15 protein-coding genes are annotated in these 21,808 nt (G+C 47.5%); 5 read left to right on the top strand and 10 right to left on the bottom strand.

Annotated features, from left to right (window positions below; all coding sequences use genetic code 11):
• Positions 1–24: 24 nt before the first annotated feature.
• From clpS to FCL48_RS13650, 3 genes are all read right to left on the bottom strand, one after another.
• Positions 25–339: an ATP-dependent Clp protease adapter ClpS gene (gene clpS / locus FCL48_RS13660; protein ID WP_136872848.1), complete on the bottom strand. Its 315-nt coding sequence runs from the start codon at positions 337–339 to the stop codon at positions 25–27.
• A gap of 109 nt (positions 340–448) precedes the next feature.
• On the bottom strand, positions 449–1,816 hold the full coding sequence (holA, locus tag FCL48_RS13655) for a DNA polymerase III subunit delta (protein WP_136872847.1): 1,368 nt from the start codon (positions 1,814–1,816) through the stop codon (positions 449–451).
• Entirely contained in the window at positions 1,803–4,223 is a 2,421-nt protein-coding gene (locus FCL48_RS13650) for a hypothetical protein (protein WP_136872846.1), read from the bottom strand. The genes holA and FCL48_RS13650 overlap by 14 nt, the downstream gene beginning before the upstream one ends.
• Before the next feature lie 365 nt (positions 4,224–4,588).
• On the opposite strand from FCL48_RS13650, the gene map reads away from it, so the two are divergent.
• Positions 4,589–5,584 carry a type I methionyl aminopeptidase gene (gene map, locus FCL48_RS13645; RefSeq protein ID WP_136872845.1) on the top strand — a complete coding sequence of 332 codons (996 nt, stop codon included), beginning with the start codon at positions 4,589–4,591 and terminating at the stop codon, positions 5,582–5,584.
• A 186-nt stretch (positions 5,585–5,770) separates the two neighbouring features.
• Here map and FCL48_RS13640 read toward each other — a convergent pair whose 3' ends face one another.
• The gene (locus FCL48_RS13640; RefSeq protein ID WP_136872844.1) at positions 5,771–6,196 is read right to left on the bottom strand and encodes a GNAT family N-acetyltransferase; all 426 of its coding nucleotides are present in this window, start codon (positions 6,194–6,196) and stop codon (positions 5,771–5,773) included.
• Between the two features lie 445 nt (positions 6,197–6,641).
• Here FCL48_RS13640 and FCL48_RS13635 point away from each other — a divergent pair, with 445 nt between their 5' ends.
• The gene (locus FCL48_RS13635) at positions 6,642–8,033 is read left to right on the top strand and encodes an FAD-binding oxidoreductase (protein ID WP_136872843.1); all 1,392 of its coding nucleotides are present in this window, start codon (positions 6,642–6,644) and stop codon (positions 8,031–8,033) included.
• Positions 8,034–8,210: 177 nt separating this feature from the next.
• On the opposite strand, the gene FCL48_RS13630 is transcribed toward FCL48_RS13635, so the two are convergent.
• The 6 genes from FCL48_RS13630 to ilvD all read right to left on the bottom strand — a co-directional run bounded on the left by FCL48_RS13630 (position 8,211) and on the right by ilvD (position 17,684).
• Positions 8,211–8,966, bottom strand: a complete 756-nt coding sequence (locus FCL48_RS13630; RefSeq protein WP_136872842.1) for a metallophosphoesterase — start codon at positions 8,964–8,966, stop codon at positions 8,211–8,213.
• A 292-nt stretch (positions 8,967–9,258) separates the two neighbouring features.
• Positions 9,259–10,767 (bottom strand): threonine ammonia-lyase, biosynthetic, encoded by a 1,509-nt coding sequence (gene ilvA, locus FCL48_RS13625; protein WP_240744845.1) that lies wholly within the window; start codon positions 10,765–10,767, stop codon positions 9,259–9,261.
• Positions 10,768–10,872: 105 nt separating this feature from the next.
• The gene (locus FCL48_RS13620) at positions 10,873–11,925 is read right to left on the bottom strand and encodes a 2-oxoacid:ferredoxin oxidoreductase subunit beta (protein ID WP_136872840.1); all 1,053 of its coding nucleotides are present in this window, start codon (positions 11,923–11,925) and stop codon (positions 10,873–10,875) included.
• Positions 11,922–13,769: a 2-oxoacid:acceptor oxidoreductase subunit alpha gene (locus FCL48_RS13615; RefSeq protein ID WP_136872839.1), complete on the bottom strand. Its 1,848-nt coding sequence runs from the start codon at positions 13,767–13,769 to the stop codon at positions 11,922–11,924. The genes FCL48_RS13620 and FCL48_RS13615 overlap by 4 nt, the downstream gene beginning before the upstream one ends.
• Positions 13,766–15,538, bottom strand: coding sequence for an FAD-dependent oxidoreductase (locus FCL48_RS13610; RefSeq protein ID WP_136872838.1), 1,773 nt, complete (start codon positions 15,536–15,538; stop codon positions 13,766–13,768). The genes FCL48_RS13615 and FCL48_RS13610 overlap by 4 nt, the downstream gene beginning before the upstream one ends.
• Before the next feature lie 307 nt (positions 15,539–15,845).
• Positions 15,846–17,684, bottom strand: coding sequence for a dihydroxy-acid dehydratase (gene ilvD, locus FCL48_RS13605; RefSeq protein ID WP_136872837.1), 1,839 nt, complete (start codon positions 17,682–17,684; stop codon positions 15,846–15,848).
• Positions 17,685–17,830: 146 nt separating this feature from the next.
• Here ilvD and FCL48_RS13600 point away from each other — a divergent pair, with 146 nt between their 5' ends.
• From FCL48_RS13600 to FCL48_RS13590, 3 genes are all read left to right on the top strand, one after another.
• Positions 17,831–19,009 carry a type IV pilus twitching motility protein PilT gene (locus tag FCL48_RS13600; RefSeq protein ID WP_136872836.1) on the top strand — a complete coding sequence of 393 codons (1,179 nt, stop codon included), beginning with the start codon at positions 17,831–17,833 and terminating at the stop codon, positions 19,007–19,009.
• 60 nt (positions 19,010–19,069) lie between these two features.
• Positions 19,070–19,789 carry a hypothetical protein gene (locus FCL48_RS13595; RefSeq protein ID WP_136872835.1) on the top strand — a complete coding sequence of 240 codons (720 nt, stop codon included), beginning with the start codon at positions 19,070–19,072 and terminating at the stop codon, positions 19,787–19,789.
• Between the two features lie 209 nt (positions 19,790–19,998).
• Complete coding sequence (locus tag FCL48_RS13590) at positions 19,999–21,528, top strand: DEAD/DEAH box helicase (RefSeq protein ID WP_136872834.1); 1,530 nt, start codon at positions 19,999–20,001, stop codon at positions 21,526–21,528.
• Positions 21,529–21,808: the final 280 nt, after the last annotated feature.

Below are 21,808 nucleotides of genomic sequence, written 5' to 3'. Positions count from 1 at the left end.
GTGTGAAGGCAAGCCCTTCATCTTTTAGACAGTTTCCATCGAGCAGCGGAGGGGAAACTCATTCTTTTTTGCAAGCTGGTGTACAACTGAGATTTTTGTTTCGCAAATTTCTTTGGTGTACACACCTGCGATTCCTACTCCCTCATTGTGGACGTTAAGCATTATCTGTGCTGCGTCATTAGGTGACTTGTGAAAAACTGTTTCTAGAATGGAGATGACAAACTCCATTGTTGTGTAATCGTCGTTATGCAATAATACTTTGTAGAGTTTTGGCTCTTTAACTTCTAACGTGTGTTCTGTGGTTACTGAGCCTTCGAGGTCGTTATGTGTATCGGTCATGGGCTAACGGTTTTTTTCTTGTTGTGGCAAGGCCTTTAAAAGCTTGTCAGTAATGATTGTCATTAACGTAACTATGAAATCTCTTATTTCAATATATCATAAAATGTATTTACATTGAAAGCCTGGGTGTTCCTTTAAGCATTGAAATGAAAAAATCTTCGAGAACAAGTTGCTGCGGCAGCGAAGAACTTTTGAGTTTTAACTCGGCCGCAAGAAGCAATTTGAGCCATTTCTTGAGTAAAGGGCAGGAATATTCTGCAGCTTTGCTAAAACTCATAAAAAGCGCATAGGGGTGACCTCCAAGAAGTTCTTCCCATTCTCCATTTGCCTTGAGTGCCGGAAGGTAACTGTTTTGAAATTCTTTGGCGTTCATACCCTTCTGCCAGGGAGGAGATGTGCCCATCTGCAGGGATCTGTAAATCAGGAGTTTGCGCAGGAAATTCCGCATGGTGGACAGGATAGCCAGGCCATGAACCCCCTGCTCCTGCAGCCTGGAAAGAAGGACGAGACTTTTTCCGAGCTGTCTTTTGGAAAAGGCGTCGGTGAGCTCGTAGAGGGCATCTTCGCGGTTTCGCCCAACCATGGCTGTCAGGTCGTCGAGGGTGATGTTAGGTCGGTCTCCCACATAATGCACCAGTTTTTCCGTCTCCGTTGCAACTGCCACCGGATGAAAGCCGACCCGCTCAAAAAATGCTTCCACGGCACGAGGGTCAATTTTTTTCTTAAATTCAGCAACGGTTCTCAGCATCATTTCTTGTAATACCTTCTTCTGCTCGGTTTGGGCGGCATTGTTGGCACCTTCTGCAACCGAGCAGTCAACGATGGTTGCGTTTTTTTTCAGATAGGTAAACAAACGTTGTCTTTTGTCCACCGTCTCTGCTGTCAGTATGAGAATATTCCCCCCGGGAAACCCTTTGTCGAGGGCTGCAATATATTGGTCAACAAGGCTTGCACTCGTCTGTTTGGCCTCGTCTCTTGACTGAAAAAGGATCGCATCAGCCCAGCCGAGGTCTCCTTCAGGTTTTTCAAAGCCGAAGACTTTTTTCCATTCCGCTTCGGGAATCTGTGTCAGGGTATCAGCATTGGCAATGGTTATACCTGCGGCCTGGATCATGGCGTGCAAACTCTTTTTTGCCGAATCGGGCCTATTGTTCTGATAACTCTTCAAAGCCTTATCCCAGATCTTTGATATGATTGTTTTACTATGGAAAATCCGACTGTCTGTTACCCTGTAAATCTGTCTGCCCGGCAGAAGGCTGTAACTGACGAGCCTGGCAAGGGTCTGGTTGGGGTCTTCCTGGTCGCCGTCAACGCTGTTTAGAGCTCCCGGTTTTTCCTGCAGCAGTCTTTCGATGAGTTTTTCTGCGGCTGTCTGGCAGAGGTAGCGTTCCCCAAAAAAAAGAAACATCTGCGAATCCGGCAGAGGTGTTCTCTCCTGCAGGGCGCTTTCAAATTCCGTCCGTTTAATGATCGTCATGATGTTGCAGTTGAAATATCATTTTGTGTAGTAGAGCTGGCAGAGAGCCCGGTTGTAAATAATCGCTTCCGCCAGTTTCGGTAAAAATCGGCCGTGTCAGCTGGGCAACTTCATTCCAGGAGGAAAGGTGTGGATGGCTTGCTGCCAGTTCAAATAATATCCTGTTATACTGGTTGTTAATTGTTACCTTTCCTGTTCCGACAGTCGCAAGGATGTCAACCTGGCCTGCAAAGATCTGGCTCAATTCAAGATACGATTCCATTCCCCCACAGGAACCAAGGCTTAAAAAATGTTGCTCCGGGAGAGTTTTATTTTTCGCCAAAGCGGTATCGAGCTTCAGACTTTCCATCGGAATCTGCAACTGCGGGCCGACCCAGTAGCTGTGTCCCCTCTGGCAGTACATCTCGTATCCGAGATCCCAGAATTTCTGGAGCAAGCCAAGTTGCCTGATGTTGTCCTGAAAAATTCCCGTTGAATGGGTAATTTCGACCTTGCTAACTGTTTTCTTCCAGTCAATTACTATAGGGCTTTTGCTGGATAAGTGAAAGAGTTGATTAAGGGCTTCGTAGGGTTTTGCTCCCATGTTTCCCAGAAGTTTTTCAATTGTGTCTGTTGTTGCTATGGATAGGTTCTCGCCGGAGAATTCAAAGGAAAGCCCGGGAGCGTAGCCATTGTGTAACAGGGCCATGTTATTGGAGATGTAGGATGTATAACCGTCATCATCATCTTGAAAGATGGAAAGGCTGGAGAGCCTGCCGTCACGCAACCAGTCTTGAAATGGTACACGGTTCAGGGGGGTTGTATCTATCACTCCCCTTTTTTCAATTACAGCAGCTATCTTCTGGTAATCCGTTGGCGCGATCATTTTCTGCGCCATGTAATGTTGCAGGATAAGCTGGATCAGATCTGAACGTATGGGGAGGTCTTGCTGTAGTATCTCCAGGGTTTTTTCAATAAAATAGGAGCGGGCCTGTGGCTGCAGTGTTGCAAAGAGCTCCGGGAAAGACGCCGAGAAATGCAGTACCTTGGACTGACTTGCGTAGGCAGATTTGACAACCAGATCAAGAAGCTGAAATTGCTTAAGATTTTCAGCTGGCATAAACATGGCGAGCTGGCCTCGTCTTGCCAGGTTGGTGATGAACGAAGATGTATATATACTTGTAGGGTCGGTATTCTGCAGAAAATAGAGGAGATTGCCTTTGTTCTTGTCCTGCAGTCTTTTTTTGAAATGAGGGACGAGAACATTTCTAAAAGAAGAGGTGTAGAGCTGAGTGCCGCGTGCAAGAAGGACATAAAGATTTGCGCTGGTAAGTTCTACGACTGTCTCCTGTTGAGACTGTTGTGTTGCCTGGTGGAGGATGCGGCTGAGTTCTGTGAAGTTATTTGCCTGAACAGCATCATTGTAGGGCTCACTCCACTGTATTTTTACTTCCGGGTGGAGTCTTGCAAAGAGCTCATGTAATTGTTTTTCTGAAAAGCTTTTCAGAGTGGTTTTACTTATCTCTCTGCCAAATCCATCGGTAATATCATGAAACCTGTTGATTTCATGGATCAGATTTATGGTGCCTTCCCCGTAGATTCTTAACAGAGACAATTTGTCCTGGAGCTCAAATGCTGAGAAAATCTGTTCCTGTTCTTTTGTTGGAAGGAGGAAAAACTTATGCAGCCAGTGGAGGGTCTGATCGGCTGGAAGTATTGTACTCTTGAGAAGTGCCATGACATTAATGGCAGCACTCGTACTGAGAGTTTGGAGAGCCGCAATCGTTTGAAGAGCTATATCACCTTTCAATGATGATGTTGTTACGAGTTTTTCCATGATCCACTGCTGGGTTTCTGAAAGTTGACTGAGGTTTTCAAGAAGCTGTTCAAAATCGGTTATTCTGGTCTGGCTCGTCGCCAGAATTGCCGATAATGCCCATTGGCCGGAGGCCGGGAGAGGTACTGCTTTTTCAACGGCTATGATAAATTGTCTGGCATCTATTTCTCTTATCGACGTGAGATTTTTACACATCGTGATGGTGGCATGGGGCTGGTCTTTAATGAGGGTAAGGAGCCTGCTGTATTCCTGAGCTGAAGCCGCGGGTAGGACAATAAAGAGATCAAAGAGTTCTGCAGCCTCAAAAGGGACGGTAATATCTTGTAATTCCAGCAAAAATTGGTCAATATCTTTGCTTGTGATATTTTGCAGAAGGCAAAAACTGCGGAGAAGGCGCGATTGTATATAGGGCAGCTTGTAGATGAGAGTCTTTGTTGCCGCATTGGTTTCCGAGCTATCTGAACAGGCTTTTTTATAGATGCTATACGTCTTTTCGGCGACTACCTCCTCTAACCGAGCAGCTGCTGTGGCAGGAACGTACAGTGTTGCTAAAATCAGGAGCTCTGTTATGAAAAATATAGATAGTTTCATCTGAAATTCGTATGGTGGTGCAAGGAGTAGGGGGAAAGTCCTGTTTTAGTACAATAAAGGCAAGCAGTTCTACTAGTATATCTGATATGTTGCTTCGTACCTTATACATTTTTTTCTGCGTTTTTGTCTCCGAGATACGTGTAAACGACGAAAAAAATGGTGAAGGTGGCTCTGCCGACGTATTCCCGCCTGTTAGGGTGGGGTGATATATAGAATTATTGAACTATTTTTTTGAGCTGTTTGTTGAACGGGAAAGTGGAAGAGTGGTAAAGTGCAGGGCGTTGATGGGACAAGTCATATATTGGCAAAAAATCAAATTTGTGCCCGGTTGTATACCTTTAAAATATAAGTGTTGGTAGTATGTTATGACGATAATTGGAAGAAATGACCTGTGCTGGTGCAATAGCGGTAAAAAATATAAAAAATGTCACCTGCGCTCGGATGAGCGCGGTGAAACCTCTCCTCCAGGTGTTGTAGCAAAAACCAGGACACCTACAGTGTTACCTGGAGGGGTGAGCCCGTCCCTAACCGTTCCGAGAGAAATCGGCCGTCCCGAATATGCAGAAAGTGGCAGACCGACAGAAAAAAAGATGTCCTGCAAAAAAAGCAATAAGGACCAGATAGAGCGGATGCGCCATGCGGGCAGAGTGGCAAGGGAGGTGCTCGATACGGTTCTTGCCGCAGTGAAACCGGGTATTACCACCGATGAGCTGGATAAAATAGCACACGCCCGCACTATCGCACTGGGAGCATACCCCAGTCCTTTGAATTACATGGGCTTTCCAAAATCAATCTGCACCTCAGCAAACGAGGTGGTTGTCCATGGCATACCAGATGGCAGAAAACTTGTGAACGGAGACATCATCAACTGTGATATCACTGTATTTGCTGAGGGCATGCATGGAGACTGCTCAGAGACTGTTTTTGTTGGTAATGTTGATGAAGATTCTCAAAAACTAGTCCGTGTGACCTGGGAATGTTTGATGAAAGGAATCGATGTTGTAAGACCGGGGGAACTATTCAACAGCATCGGCAGGGTTATCGAACAACATGCAACAGAAAGCGGATTCAGTGTCGTTCGAGAATTCACAGGACATGGTATTGGCCAGTATTTTCATATGGCACCCTATATTGCCCATTTTTACGAGCCGGGCAACAAAATGCTGATTGAAGAAGGCATGACCTTCACCATTGAACCGATGATCAATGCAGGAAGTGCTGAATGTTTGTTCTGGAACGATAAGTGGACTGCCGTGACCAAGGATCTTGCAAGAAGCGCCCAGTTTGAACATACCATTCTAGTCACAGCAGATGGTGCAGAAATATTGACGGGCGGACGAGAGCCGTTCTTTCTCAAATAATAGTTTCCGGGTAGTAGCGTCCAGTAAAGATTTGCTGGACGCTACCTCCTGTTAGATGCGACAGTCAGTTGTTATTTCCTGCTACGCTCACTGTTTTCAAGGTGTATTGTCTGTCTGTTCTTGGAGAGTGGTATCGTGTATTGAGATCAAGGCCAATGGAGCGAGGCGATGTCTTCTAAAAATCTATCAATATATGTAGCCGTTAGCCTTAGATTTGTTCGGATTTGGAAATAATCCCATTCCTGTCTTCAGATGCTTGAAATTCTGTTTTTCATAAAATATTTGTTTACCTGGAGCGACATAAATCAGAGTGACGCCGTCTTTAGGTAATCGACTCATCAACGCTTCCATAATCAATTTCCCGATTCCCCTTTTTTGATAAACAGGAGAAACCACAACATCATAAATCGCTGATTGATATTGACCATCTGATAATGCTCGACCAAATCCTATAATTTTTTGTGAAACATAGACAGCGCAAACAACAAAACTATTCTTTGAGGCAATTTCCAACCGTTCCGGTTCCCGTATTCCAAGAGAAGATGAACGGATTAATTCGCATAATTCACCCCAGTTAATATTCTCACATCCGATTTCAACGTGTATTTTCATTTTTCAAGCCAGGCAGATTCTTAAAAGATATTTCAAAGTACGTTTTTGGTAGTGATATACAGAAAGACTCGTGGTTAGGCAACCTGCAAGATACCACAACATTATTCACCAAAACATTTTGTACATACAAAGCGTGGCCTGAGGTCAGGTTAAATTCTTTTATGCTCTCCAGTGAGAGAGTGATTCTCGCAGCTGACTAACAGTTGGCAACATCAGGATTTTAATTTAGTTGTAACCTTTGGCAGGCCTTATTGCCAAACTGCTTATGATGATTGACTCTTGCAGGCAGGAATACTATAGGAAGGGAAGCGATTGAGGATATCCGCAAGCTTATAGCCTCACTGAGTAATGTTGTTGCTCTGGTATGTCAGAGATCAGCTCGGCTTTATCAAAGTGATGAAACCTTGCAGCGATTATAGAGAAAAGATGGAAAAGGATTGAACAGATGAGTGATGTATTCCTGCAGGAAGTAACGAAAATAGTTGGCCCGGAGAATGTCCTTTTGCAGAAAGAAGAGATGGCGCCTCTTTTAAAAGAGAGGCGGGGCCTTTATGTAGGATCATGCCTTGCGGTTGTCCTGCCAGGTTCGACGGAGGAGGTGGCAGCTCTGGTCAAACTGTGTAACCAACACAGAGTCTCTTATACCCCTCAGTCTGGCAATACCGGTCTTTGCGGGGGGGCCGTTCCTGCCGGTGGGATTCTGGTAAACCTTGGAAGGATGGACAATATTCGAAATATTGATCCGCTCAATGCCACTCTAACGGCTGAATCAGGCTGTATCCTGGCCAGCCTGCAGGAAGCGGCCCAAGAAGAAGGACTTCTCTTTTCACTCAGCAGTCCCTCTGAAAAAGAGTGCCGGATTGGTGGGAATATTTCAACGAATCTTGGAGGTATCAATGTCCTGAGGTATGGCAATACCCGGGACCTTGTCCTTGGACTGGAGGTTGTACTTCCCTCTGGTGAAATATGGTACGGTCTGCGAGGATTAAGAAAAGATAATGCGGGCTACGATCTCAAGCATCTCTTTATTGGAGCAGAGGGTACCCTTGGAATAGTCACAGCTGCTACCTTGAAACTCTATCCCTATCCGAGGGTACAGCAAACAGCCATGGTTGCCACGGCAAGCCTTGCTGAATTAATGGAGGCTTTTGCCTCTGTGCGCAACCATTTTGCCGAGAATCTCTGCGGTTTTGAGATTATCTCTCGAGTTGCCATGGTGGTGGTGTGCGAATGTGGCATAAATACCAGAGAGCCTTTTGAGCAGCCCTATGGTTGGTACGGTCTCATTGAACTTAATTCAACAGACCCTCAGCTGGACCTGCTTGGGCCCCTTGAAAAGTTACTCGAAGGCTCATCATATGCCTATAGGATAGCAATTACAGAAGAAGAGGCCGATGAGCTCTGGAGTCTACGTGAGCAGATTTCGGATGCCCAGAAGAAAAAAGGTGCTTCCATTAAACACGATGTTTCTCTGCCCCTTAGTCGGCTCGTTGACTTTATTGGCGAGGCAACTGAACTTGTCCAGCAGAGAATCCCCGGCGTGCTGGCCTGCTGCTTTGGCCATGCCGGCGATGGCAATGTTCACTTCAATCTCACTCAGCCTGCTGACATGGATGGCGCCCTGTTTCTTGAGATGTGGGGGGAGGTCAACAAGATAGTTCATGACGTGGTACATCGTATGGATGGCTCCATTGCGGCTGAGCATGGTGTTGGACAGTTGAAAAGAGAGGAACTTCTCCGCTACAAAGATCCGGTGGAAATTGAAATGATGCGTATCATCAAAAGGGCGTTTGACCCGTTAAATCTCTGCAATCCCGGTAAGGTCATAGACATATAAGAGAAGGAAAAGGGAACAGCTGGATTGCTGGTGCAGTTCCTGCGCATACGAGCAAAAGATCGCTCTGGTCCTTATGACGTATGCGCAGCATTCATTTCCCTATGCGTTGGGAGTTGACCTGGTATCCAATCTTTTCCCGGTTCTGCTGGGTTTAAGCTGCTGGCTATTGGCAGGTGATTATATTTGTACGTACTGAAAACTCACCTTTCCTTCTTCTATCGTTAATTCACCGCCTTTATCTTTTCCTGGAGAATTGTCGGAGGCTGAGATAAATGGTATTCCCCAGGTATTTTCAAAGAGAGCCATCTCATGTTTATGACCAAACAGGACGGCGTCCACTCTGCCATAAATTGTTCGGGCAAGTTTTGCTGAATCCTTCATTTCCATAAACGGATCGTTACGGATAAAGGGATGATGATGGAAAAAAAGAATTTTTTTCATATATGTCGTGGTGCTGTCGCTGAGCAGTTCAGCAAGAGCATTGCGCTGGAGTTTTCCAATTTCTCCGCAGGCAAAATCAAAAGGGCTCTCTGTCTCCAGATTCGAATCGAGGCCAATAAATAAGACCTGGTCATTTCCCTCGGTGACGACGTTGACAACGGGTCGATTGTCAAAGGAAAAGGTCCCACCCTGGTCGAGAGGTTTTGCCAGCATTTCGTCAAATCTTGCGGCTCTTTCACGGCTGTAGAAATTGCCTGCCGCGCCGAAGTCGTGGTTTCCTGGAACGATAAAAAGGCGACCTTTCAAATCTTTCAAAGCATTATAGGCGTTTTTGAATTGTTTCTCGTGGCCATCGTCGACAATATCCCCAGTCACGACTATAAAGTGGTTAGAGTACTTCTCTTTCACCTTATCGAGAGTCTTGAGGATCTTTTTGTTATCCTTGGTGTTTGTGTGAAAATGTAAGTCACTCAGATGTAAAATCTTCATCATTATTCCTCCATAGTAGAGATGCACTTGTGACAACGCCAGGTGAGAAAATATGAATGATAGTTTTTACAATCCTATCATTTAAAAGGTGGTTTTGCCAGATGTTCTGCCGGGAAAGGGCGAGCAAGGATACGGATTATTCAATGCAGATCAGATTTCAGCCGTAGAACGATCAGGGCGAATTTTTTATCGCCTCTTTTATGGCTGAGCACCTGAGTTTGCAGAAAACATTTATCTGAATAGACTTACACGGCCAACAAATAAGGCCAAACAGGCGCTGTTATGTGGCATCTCTTTACAAAAAGAGGGTATAGGCAGGGTTGTCGGTCTCTTCCTTGTATCGGTAGCCCAGTGAGTTGAGTTTTTCTTCAAGGCCCGCGTCTTTACCTTCGGGGCATTCCAGACCAATGAGAACCCTGCCGAAGTCTCCGCCCTGGGCGCGGTAGTGAAAAAGTGAGATATTATGGTTCCCCTTGGTGGCCTCTAGAAATCGGGTGAGAGCCCCCGGAGTTTCAGGAAACCAGAAGCGGAAGAGCCTCTCGTTTTGAACGGCATCGGATTTCCCTCCAACCATATAGCGGATATGGGTTTTGGCCAGATCGTTGTCTGTGATATCCTGGTTTTCATAACCTGCCTTGGTGAGCTGCTGGCCGAAAGCCTGCCGTTCTTCGCTGTTGCGCACAGATATACCGACAAAAATGTGGGCACTGTTTCGGCTTGCCAGCCGATAGTTGAATTCTGTTATATTACGTTCACCGACAAGATCCATGCAGAAGGTCTTCAGACTGCCTGGCTTTTCGGGGATCTTGACGGCAAAGAGCGCTTCTTGGTGCTCTCCGATGACGGTACGTTCGGCAACGTATCGAAGTCTTTCAAAGTTCATGTTTGCGCCTGAATTGATGGCAATGAGAACCTTTTCTTTACAGTGAGTCTCCTTGATATATTTGATGAGCCCGGTCATCCCGAGTCCTCCCGCAGGTTCAACAATGGATCGGGTTGCCTGATAAACCGCTTTCATGCCACTGCACAGCTCGTCGGTTGTAACGGTTATGATTCTATCCACATATTTTCGGCAGATATTGTAGGTTTTCTCTCCGACCTGACGTACGGCAACGCCATCTGCAAAAATTCCAACTGTATCAAGACTGACCCGTTCACCCTTTTTCAAGGAGTTGTGCATGGCGCAACTGTCCAGGGGTTCAACGCCAATTATTTCAACTTCTGGCCTCAGTGTCTTGATATAGAGGGCAATTCCCGCAATGAGTCCGCCGCCACCAACGGGTACAAAAATAGCATCGAGCTGTCCTGGGTTTTGTCTGAGCAGTTCATCTGCGATGGTTCCCTGTCCTGCAATGACCATTTCGTCATCAAAAGGATGGACATGAATCATCCCTGTTTCACGGGTGAGCTTTGTTGCGTATTCTGCAGCTTCAGAGTAGTTATTGCCGTGGAGACGCACGCTTCCACCCATCCGCTCAACCGCTTCAATTTTTATTGCTGGGGTTGTTGCAGGCATGACAATAAGAGCCTTCATCCCAAGCCTTCTTGCCGCAAAGGCAACACCCTGAGCGTGGTTTCCGGCACTTGCGGTGATAACCCCCTTTTGTTTTTCAGCCTGGCTGAGGTGGGCCAGTTTGTTATAGGCCCCACGGAGTTTAAAGGAAAAAACCGGTTGCTGGTCTTCGCGTTTGAGCAAAATGGTGTTGCCTGTCGAGAGAGAAAGTGCTTCTGCCTTATCAAGAGTGGTCTCTATGGCAGCCTCATAGACGCGGGATGTGAGAATGTCTTTAAAAAGTTTTTGCAAGCTGGGTAACCTCAGATCAAATTGGGGAAGGAGATGGTGGGGACGGGCCTGTATTGTGTGGTTCGCCTGCATTGCAGAAGAGATCTGCAATGCAGGCAAATGAAACTATCGTAAACTATCGTTGATTTTTTGCAGGGCCTGATTGCCAGGACAAAGATCACGTTCGGTTAAACTGTTTAAAGGTCTGAGAGTTGAGTTGATAATATCGTGGGTTTCCATGATCTCCTGATTCACATAGAGGAGGCCTGTAAGCAGTCTGCCCTTAGCTTTTTCGGTTTCAAGGTTGTTGACGGCGATAAGACGGTTGGTGACATCTTTTGAGGAATCGGCTTTATGGAGGTGGATAATACTGCCATCGTGCATGGTGACCGCCTGGCTGGTTCCCTCCTCATAATCGGCCAGAATCTCCTGCTGCAGGGGAATAAAGTCAAAGGTATTGGTCGCCTCGATATGTTCGCGCACGTATTCGTAACTTTTGGTCGACGTTGAGGTGTTATTAAAGGTTACGCAGGGTGAAATGATGTCTATGAAGGCAAGCCCACTGTGGGCAAAAGCCCCCTTGATGAGCGGCACAAGCTGCTTTTTGTCGCCGGAAAACCCTCTTGCCACATAGCTTGCACCGAGTTCAATGGCAAGCTCACAGAGATCGATGGAGGCATAAGGGTTGGGAACACCTTTTTTACCCGCTGAACCTTTGTCTGCCGTGGCGGAGTCCTGGCCTTTGGTGAGTCCGTAGCAGCCGTTATTCATGCAGAGATAATTCAGATTTAAGTTCCGCCGCAGAGCGTGGGCAAACTGGCCCATGCCGATGGAGGCGGTATCCCCGTCACCGGATACTCCGATATACAACAGATCCCGGTTGGCCATATTAGCGCCGGTGGCAATGGAAGGCATTCGGCCATGGACAGAGTTGAAGCCGTGGGATCTTCCTAGAAAATAGGCAGGAGTTTTCGATGAACAGCCTATGCCGGACATCTTGGCAACCCGGTGTGGCTCGACGTTCAGTTCAAAACAGGCTTGAATTATTCCTGCGGTCGCGGAATCGTGACCACAACCGGCACAGAGTGTAGAGATAGCTCCTTCGTAATCCTTTCTGGTATAGCCCGCTTCGTTTTTTGCCTGCTGCGGGTGGCGAAATGTGGGTCGTTCAAAGCTCATGCTTTTCCTCCCTTTGTCTCTTGTCCCATTTGCTCTTCGACGGCAAGCAGGTTATCGATTTTATCGGTTATGAAATTTGCAGTTATGGGTAAGCCATCGTAGTTGAGAATTGACTGCAGTTTTATCGGTGAAACCCCATCCTCTGTCATGAGCAGGGTACGCAATTGGGCGTCACGGTTCTGTTCGATAACAAAGATTGTTTCATGACTGTTGATGAAATCAATAACCTCTTTTTGAAAGGGGAAGGCTCGCACCCTGAGGCTGTTGATTTTTAGTCCTTTTTTGGAAAAGCGGCTGATTGCTTCATAGGTTGCATGGGTAGTGGTACCATAGAAAAGTACCCCGACCTTGTTTTCCGGGTCACGGATTTTGCTCCTGGGAGCAGGAACCAGATCCTTCGCTGTATCCCATTTTACCAGCAGTCTTTCCATGCCAGCCAGGTAAATGGAGCTTTCTTCGGTATAGGCGGAATATTCATTATGGGAGGTTCCCCTGGTGAAATAGGCCCCTTTGGTCGGGTGGGTACCGGGGTAGGTGCGATAACAGATACCGTCACCATCAACATCGAGGTAGCGGCCCCATTTTTCTTTGAGGTTGTCCAGATCTTCTGCCGAGAGAACTTTTCCCCTGTCGTATTTGCGATTATCGTCCCAGTTGAGTGGGGCCGAGAGGTGGTCGTTCATGCCGAGATCAAGATCAGACATGATAATAATTGGTGTCTGCAATCGTTCTGCCAGATCAAAGGCATCCGCGCTCATCTCAAAACACTCTTTGGGATCGCAGGGAAATAAGAGGACGTTTTTGGTGTCACCGTGGGAGGCGTATGCACAGGCAAGGACGTCGGATTGTTGTGTCCTGGTCGGCATGCCGGTACTGGGGCCTGCACGCTGCACATCGATTAAAACCACGGGAATCTCCGCAAAGTAAGCGAGCCCTAAAAACTCATTCATCAGTGAAATTCCAGGACCTGATGTTGCCGTGAAAGCCCGTGCTCCATTCCAGGAGGCGCCGATAACGATGCCGATGGCGGCGAGTTCATCTTCAGCCTGGAGTATGGCAACCTTATTGCGGCCGGTATCCTCTTCAACCCGGAATTTTTTGGAATACCGCTCAAAGGCCTCAACGACGGAGGTGGAAGGGGTGATGGGATACCAGCCGGCAACGGTTGCTCCGGCATAAACGGCTCCAAGACCAATGGCAGAATTTCCGTCCATGAGGATGTCGTTACCCACCCTGTCAGAAGGTCGCAGGGAGAGTTTACAGGTATCAGGGTAATGGTCTCTGGCAAAGTCATAGCCGAGCTCCAGGGCCTTAATGTTGGGTTCGGCAAGTTTTGGCTTTTTCTGAAACTGTTTGGTGATAGATTCGGTGAGAACAGAGAGCTCAAGATCGAGTAAAAAAGCCAGAGAGCCGACATAAATGATGTTTCTTAAGATCTGGCGCAGTTTTGGGTTTTTGAACTCATCATTGCAGAGTTGGGTGAACGGAATGCCAATGATCGTGATATCATCACGCTGGAAATCATCAGGAAGATCCTTTGATGAATCGTAGACGAAATAACCGCCGGGAAGGAGGTCCCTGTAGTCTTTGTGCAGGGTCTGTCCGTTGACGGCTACGGTGAGGTCAACACCGCCACGTCTCCCCAGAAACCCCTGCTCATTTACCCTTACTTCATACCAGGTTGGTAACCCCTGAATATTGGAGGGGAAGATGTTCTTAGGACTGACCGGAACGCCTATTCTAAAAATTGCTTTGGCAAAAAGGTTGTTGGCACTGGCGGAACCAGATCCGTTAACATTGGCAAAGCGAACAACAAAATCGTTTATGCTCTCTATCTTTGTCATTTTTGCCCCGCCTGTGCTGAATTGAAGGTAAATTTCATCATTTCCCAAGAGGATGTCGGGCACCGTTCTGCGCACAAACCGCAGTGCAGGCAGACATTCTCATCTTTGACCATGACTCTGCCGGTTGCCACCGGCGCGGATACGTACAAAGACTGCTCTTTGTTATTTGCTGGAATCATGATGTTTTTTCTCAGTTCCGCTTCTGATGCATTGTCAATAAAGTTAATACAGGATTCCGGGCAGATATCAACACAGGAGTCGCACTCGATGCAGGTCACAGCATCAAACACCGTCTGTACATCACAGTTGAGGCAACGCATAGCTTCCTGGTGACCTGTCTGCTTGCTGAAACCGAGCTCAACCTCAACCAGCCTGTTTTTAAGGGATTTGACTTTGTCGACTGTCGGTACAGCGTATCTTCTATCGTCTGAGATATGGCTGTCATAGAGCCAGTCCTGCAGGCCCATTTTCTGGCTGATGAGTGTGGTGATAGGTTCGGGGCGATCGTGGAGATCTTTATCCTGGCAGTAGAGGTCAATGGAAATTGCTGCTTCGTGCCCGTGGGCAACAGCTGTAATAACATTTTTAGGACCAAAAGCGGCATCCCCGCCAAAAAATAAATTGGGGATGGAAGACTGGTGGGTCAATTCATCGAGTACAGGCAGTCCCCATTTGTTCATCTCAAGCTCTACATCAAGATAAGGGTAGGCGTTTTGCTGTCCTACGGCAAGAATGACCTGATCACAGGGAATAAACACAGGTGGCTCATCCGTTGGGACCAGACTTCTTTTTCCTTCGTCATCGTAGTGTGCTGCAACTTTCTGAAAGTGCATTCCCACAAGTATTCCGGCTTTAACCACGAAATCGACCGGAGAATGATTTTCGATGATGGGGATTCCTTCCTCTTGAGCGTCTTCGATTTCCCACGGAGAGGCCTTCATGTCAGAGATGGGGCTACGGACGAGCACCTTGACCTCGTCTCCACCGAGTCTTTTTGCCATTCTGCAGCAGTCCATCGCAGTATTACCTCCGCCGAGAACCAACACCTTTGACGGAGAGTGGGTGATGTGGCGGTACAACACAGAGGCAAGATAATCGATACCAATGAATACTGAAGCGTCTGCTTCATCTCTTCCGGGAAGATTGGGAAGATCTCTCCCCCGTGGGGCTCCTGTGCCGATAAACACCGCATCATAATTTTTGTCCAGCATCTCTTTTAAGCTGTTCACCCGGTGATTGAAAAAGGTGTTCACGCCGAGATTGAGAATGCGGTCTACCTCTTCGTTGAGTACCTTTTCCGGCAGGCGAAAAGAGGGAACCTGGGTTCGTATAAAACCACCAGCCCTGCTCTGGTCATCATAGAGATCGACTTCGTAGCCGAGCGGCAGGAGGTCCCGCGCTACAGTGAGTGATGCGGGGCCTGCACCGATGAGAGCGATCTTTTTACCATTCTTTTCTTTTGGAATGATGGGCAAAAAGCTGATGTCTGCACTTTTGTAATCAGAGGCAACACGTTTCAGACGACAGATGGCGACAGGATTATCTTCAACCCGTGACCGTCTGCAGGCGGGCTCACAGGGACGATCGCAGATTCTTCCAAGTATGCCGGGAAACACATTTGATATCCAATTGATTTTAAAGGCTTCATCATATTTTCCCTGGCTGATGAGACGCAGATATTCAGGAACAGGGGTGTGTGACGGGCAGGCGTACTGGCAGTCGATAACCTTGTGAAAGTAATTGGGATCTTCAATATTTGTCGGTTTCAAGAAGCACTCCTCGTTATCGTTGGTAAGAGTTGTGTGAAAAAACGGTCCATGGTGGTCAGTCAAGTGTCTTATGTCAAGCGGTATATTGCCATAGAAACTGCTGTGTTGATTTACTTATGAGCAAAAATCGTAAAATTATACCATTCTCTGTAGAAAAATAAAAAAGAAGAAGGCCAAATAAAAATAATTTTTATTCTTATATTGCAAAAAGCCGTATCAATTACTGTCTCGTCACCATTAAATAAAAGAATAAAAGGGGAGAGCGTTTTTGCTCACCCCTTTTCTCGCTGAGGGCGGGGTTTATTCGCTATTCTTCTGGCAGAATGCGTACCGCGCCCTTGTCGGCAGAAGTGGCAAAAAGCGCGTAAGCCCTGAGAGCCTTGCTCACCTCTCTGTTGCGGCCTACTGGTTTGAAGGCATCTTTTCCCTTTGCTTCCTCTGCCTTTCTCCTTTTGGCAAGTTCCTCATCGGAGATGTCGAGGCTGATGGATCTAGCCGGGATGTCGATCTGGATCGTGTCTCCATCCTGGATAAGAGCAATGGCCCCTCCTGCGGCGGCTTCAGGTGAGACATGGCCAATGGACAGCCCCGAGGTTCCGCCGGAGAACCTGCCGTCTGTGACCAGGGCGCACTCTTTGCCAAGATGAATCGATTTAAGGTATGAGGTCGGGTAGAGCATCTCCTGCATGCCGGGGCCACCTTTAGGGCCTTCGTAACGGATGATGATGACATCTCCTGCGACGATCTTGCCACCGAGAATGGCATCACAGCTCTCGTCCTGGGAGGAGAACACCCTGGCGGTGCCGGAGAACCTAAAAATAGATGGATCGACACCGGCGGTTTTAACGATACAGCCGTTTTCAGCTATATTGCCGTAGAGAACGGCGAGACCACCATCCTTGTTGTAGCAGTGGGCCATATCACGAATACAACCCTTCTCCCGGTCGAGATCCGCTTCTGCGTACATGGTCTTCTGGGAACCCATAACAAGATTAGGCCCCGATTGAGCAGGAGCACTCAGGTAGAGCTCTTTTGCTTCCCCACTGTGACTGCTGTTGGAGAGATCCCAGGTGTTCAGGGTTTCTTTGAGGCTTTTTGAGTCCACACGGCTGACGCTGTTGTCGATAAGGCCTGCCCGGTCCAGTTCGCCTAAAATGGCCATAATCCCGCCAGCCCGGTTAACATCTTCAATATGGTACCTGGAGTTCGGCGAAACTTTACAGAGATTTGGAACCTTGCGTGAAAGGGTGTCGATGTCTGACATGGTGAAATCGACTTGTGCTTCCTGTGCAATGGCCAGAAGGTGGAGTACGGTGTTTGTGGATCCACCCATGGCGATATCAAGGGTCATGGAATTCATGAACGCGTTCTTTGAGCCAATAGATCTGGGCAGTACCGAGGCGTCTTCATTATCGTACCAGGCGTGGGCCATCTCCACGATTCGTCTGGCAGCCTTTTCAAAAAGGAGTTTGCGGTTTGCGTGTGTTGCCACAACCGTACCGTTTCCAGGTAGTGCAAGGCCTAAGGCCTCGTTGAGGCAATTCATGGAATTGGCAGTAAACATGCCGGAGCAGGAACCACAGGTCGGACAGGCGCATCGTTCAACCCGTGATATATCTTCGTCGCTGACTTCTTTGTCCGCTGCGAGGACCATCGCATCCACGAGGTCGTAACGCTTGTCTCCGTCAACCCCTGCCTCCATTGGTCCGCCGGAAACGAAAATGGTGGGGATGTTCAGGCGCATTGCTGCCATCAGCATGCCAGGGGTGATCTTGTCGCAGTTACTGATGCAGATCATAGCGTCAACCGTATGGGCATTACACATATACTCGACGGAGTCTGCAATCAGATCCCGTGAGGGCAGGGAATAAAGCATGCCGGAGTGGCCCATGGCGATACCGTCATCAATGGCGATGGTGTTAAACTCTGCCGCGAAGCATCCCGCATCCTCAATGATCTTTTTCAGGTGCTGGCCAATTTCGTGAAGATGAACATGGCCCGGGACAAACTGAGTAAAGGAGTTGACTATGCCAATGATCGGTTTGCCAAACTGCTCTTCTTTTACTCCATTGGCTCTCCATAGGCTTCGGGCCCCGGCCATTTTGCGTCCCTGGGTTGTGGTTGCGCTACGTAGTTGTATTGCCATGATCTGTATTACTCCAATATATGTTTTGTAAATGTGTAAAGAGAAGAAATGTGTAGAAAATTTGCAAAAAACATGTAAAAATTGTTAGACTCATAACAATATACTATGAAAGTCGTTGGTCGTGCACAATTTTTCAGGGGAGCTGTATGAAAAAAACGGAAATAGATTACTGGATTGCGGCGATGCTCGAATCCCACAGCAACGTATCTGATCTTAATATTACTGTAGGTAAATCTTTGCAGGTAGAGTCAGCAGGTGTGCTGGTTCCTGTTGATGTTGCTCCTCCGGTGGCTGAATTGACCCCTTTTCAAACGGAGGTATTTGCTCTTAATCTCATTGGTAATAATCGACGTCTTTTAAGGGATCTGGTTGAAAATGGTTCCTGTGACCTTAGCTATTCTTTGTCAGATAAGGCCCGGTTCAGGGTGAATATATTTACCCAGAAAGGATATTTTACCACTGTTCTGAGAAAACTTGAGACGCAGGTTCCGTCGATTGAAAATATGCAGTTTCCAGCGGCTTTTGGTAAGATGGCCGCCGACCTCAACGGACTCATCCTCTTTACCGGTGCCACAGGTACAGGAAAGACGACATCACTTGCAGCTCTTCTCAACAGAATCAACCAGGAGCGGGCCGTCCATGTGGTAACCCTTGAAGATCCCATCGAGTATGTACACGAACAGTTGCAGGCCACCTTTAATCAGCGCGAGCTCGGAAATGATTTTTCAAGTTTTGCAGTAGGTATGAGAGCGGCTTTACGTCAGGCTCCAAAGGTTATTCTGGTGGGTGAGATGCGGGACAGAGATACCCTGGAAATCGGCTTGACTGCAGCTGAAACTGGCCATCTGGTTCTTTCGACCTTGCATACCATTGATGCAGGCCAGACAATTAACCGTATCCTCGGTATGTTTGAGCAGGAGGAACAGCCACAGGTCCGTAATCGCCTTGTTGATACCCTGCGCTGGATTGTCAGCCAGCGACTGATGCCTCGCGTTGGCGGGGGGAGGGTGGCCGCCATGGAGATTCTGCGAACGAGTCTGCGGGTAAAGGATCTAATCCTCAACGGGGAAACCGAAGAAAAAACATACTACAATATCATCAGTGAAGGTTCGGCCCTTGATATGAGGACCTTTGATCAGCATATCCTGGAACTGTACAGCAGGGGGATGATAACGGAGAAAAGTGCCATCACCTTCTGTTCACATAGGGCGGAAATGAATAGAGGTCTTGATAGGATTAAGTCTGAACGGGGCGAATCAACCACGCAATTGACCAACCTGTCCATGGAAGAAGAGGAAGATGCAGGCTATGGCTATCGTCGTTAGTGGCGAGCGGAAACCGAACCTGCAGAAGTCTTGAGAATCACCTGGTATTATGAGGAAACCATGCAAGTAAACTGCCCCCATTGTCAGAAACAACTGAAGCTGAGTGGTAAGATCAGAGAAAGTATTGAAAAACTGGATCCGGGTCAAAAAATAAAGGTCAAATGCGTCTATTGTACAAAGCCCTTTGCTCTTGACGCACTGAGCGTAGATGTAACCGCGGTCCCTAAAGATATCCGGCGTAAAAAAGAAAATAGCCCTGTCATGCAGAGTGCAGGCAAGGTTCGGCCGCCAGCCCCGCCAGATGTCAGCTGGCTTGCTGAAGGACTCTTTGATGATCAGGAGGTTATTGAAGATATTCCAAGAGCACTGGTGCTCATGCCCGAAATCCCAGCGCGGGAGATGGTTGTCAAGGCGGCAGCAACCTACGGCTATCAGGTTGAGCAGGCAAATGATGCAACAGAGGCGATAGAAAGGATGCGTTTTGTCAATTATGCCGCTGTGTTTCTTCATAGCCGCTATGAGAGCGGGGGGATTTCGTCCGGAAAATTCCACAACTATATGCGTAAGATGAGTATGAGCCGCAGGCGCTACGTCCTTTATGCCCTGTTGGGTGATGAGTTTGAGACCTTGTATGATCTGCAGGCCCTGGCATATTCTGCAAATCTTGTGGTGAATGATCAGGATCTCAGACATATTGGAGTTGTGCTGAAAAAGGTTATTCCTGAATATGAAGCGCTTTTTGGTCCTCTGATGGAAGAACTCCGAATTGCCGGGAAGTAGCGGGTTCTTTTTGAGCCATATATCCTTTGTTTTTCTCTTCTCTGTTTTTTCTTTTTCTGGCGGCGTATTCTCTCTTGTCGCAGCCGTTTTATCCTCGTATGTTGTTGATACTCTTGAGCCTGCAACGGCAGGCTCATTCTGTTACACCTTCCATTACAGGGGGCATATTTGATCGCCCTGTGTAATTTCATCTAAGATTGAGTTGAAAAATGAAAAATATTATCCTCTCCGCATCCAAGAAAATGAAAAGATTTTTTCAGGCGGGCAAACGGCGTTATGATAGATTTGTGGGGGGCGAAGAGGCAGGAAAAGTCGAAAACAAGCTGGGTGAGCAACCAGATAAAGAAGAAATACAGGAAACTACCTCTGTCGCAGCTCCAGTAAAGCCAAAAGCCAAGGCTCCCGTGAGACCTCCCAAACCCGTATGGTCTCTTGATCAGTTTGTTGTGACACCGGAACCGGGGAAATCGCGGTTTCACGATTTTAAGATTCCACTTCCGGTGATGCGGGCAATTGCCGAGCAAAACTTCATGTATTGCACTGCCATCCAGGAGAAATCCCTTGAAGACGTTCTGGCAGGAAAGGACCTGGTGGGTAAGGCAAATACCGGGACGGGAAAAACAGCGGTATTTCTGGTGGCGATTTTTTCAAGACTGCTTGAAGAAAAGAAAAACCGAAAAGGGCAGCCCAGAGCACTTGTCCTTGCTCCGACAAGAGAACTGGTGGTGCAGATTGCAAAAGATGGCCAGATGCTTGGTAAGTACTGCAATCTGACCGTAAGATCTGCCTATGGTGGGGTGGACTATCAAAAACAGCAGGACCTTTTGACAGAGAGAACCTGTGATCTTTTGGTGGCAACTCCCGGCAGGTTGCTTGATTTCATTGGCAAGGGTGTGGTTGACCTCAGTCGTTGCCGGATCCTCGTCCTTGATGAGGCGGACAGGATGCTAGATATGGGTTTTATCCCTGATGTCCGGAGGATTGTTGGCCGACTTGCCGGGAAACACGAACGACAGACAATGCTGTTTTCCGCAACGGTTTCAGACGATGTGCAGAGGCTGGCCTCCCAGTGGTGCGAAAAGCCGAAAGTTGTCGAGGCAGAACCCGAGCAGGTGGCAGTTGATACGGTCGAGCAGGTTGTCTATCTGACCACGACTGACGAAAAATATGCGGTGCTCTATAACCTCATTCAGCAACATCCAGATGACCGTATCATTGTCTTTGCCAATATGAAAAATGAGGCCAAGAGGCTTGCCGATAGATTGCAGCGCAACAGTATCGATTGTGTTCTGCTGTCAGGTGATGTAGCCCAGAACAAAAGAACAACACGTCTGGAAAACTTCCGTGAAGGTAAGGTTAAAATACTGGTGGCGACGGATGTGGCCGGTCGAGGAATTCATATAGACGGAATTACCTTTGTCGTGAATTATACCCTGCCGTATGAGCCGGAGGACTATGTGCACAGGATTGGCAGGACGGGTAGAGCAGGAGCATCCGGAAAGTCAGTGAGTTTTGCCTGTGAGGAGGGTTCGTTTTACCTGCCTGAGATAGAAGAATATATTGGGAGAAAACTGGAATGCGTCGTCCCGGAAGAATCCTTGCTCGTCAAACCACCAAAAGGTACTGCGCCACCACAGGCTGCAAAAGGTGGTGGAGGTGGTCGACCGGGGCAAAAGAGAAAGCCGAGACCACGCAGTGGGCGGAAGAATTATTCCAGAAAGGTTCAGGAAAAATCATAACTGGAGCTGGATAGCTTCTGAGCTGTTTGCTAAATAGCAAATTAACACCCCGATATATAATGTAAATACAGTTGATTGTGGGAATTTTCAGTGACTTCTTTAGACTGATATTCAAGGTGCCCAGGAATAATGACCTGCGGGAAAAGAAAAATAAAAAAACATCTATTGTACAAGAAGTAGTTGTCCTTTCGATGAAAAGTTGATATACAATACTGTTCAAATCAAAGAAGGTTACTCTCCACAGTGGAGTGTGGCCTTTGTTACTTTCTGCCTGACTGTC

Source organism: Desulforhopalus sp. IMCC35007 (genome assembly GCF_005116575.1).
Lineage (GTDB): Bacteria > Desulfobacterota > Desulfobulbia > Desulfobulbales > Desulfocapsaceae > Desulforhopalus_A.
This window is presented reverse-complemented; position numbering and strand designations above follow the sequence as displayed.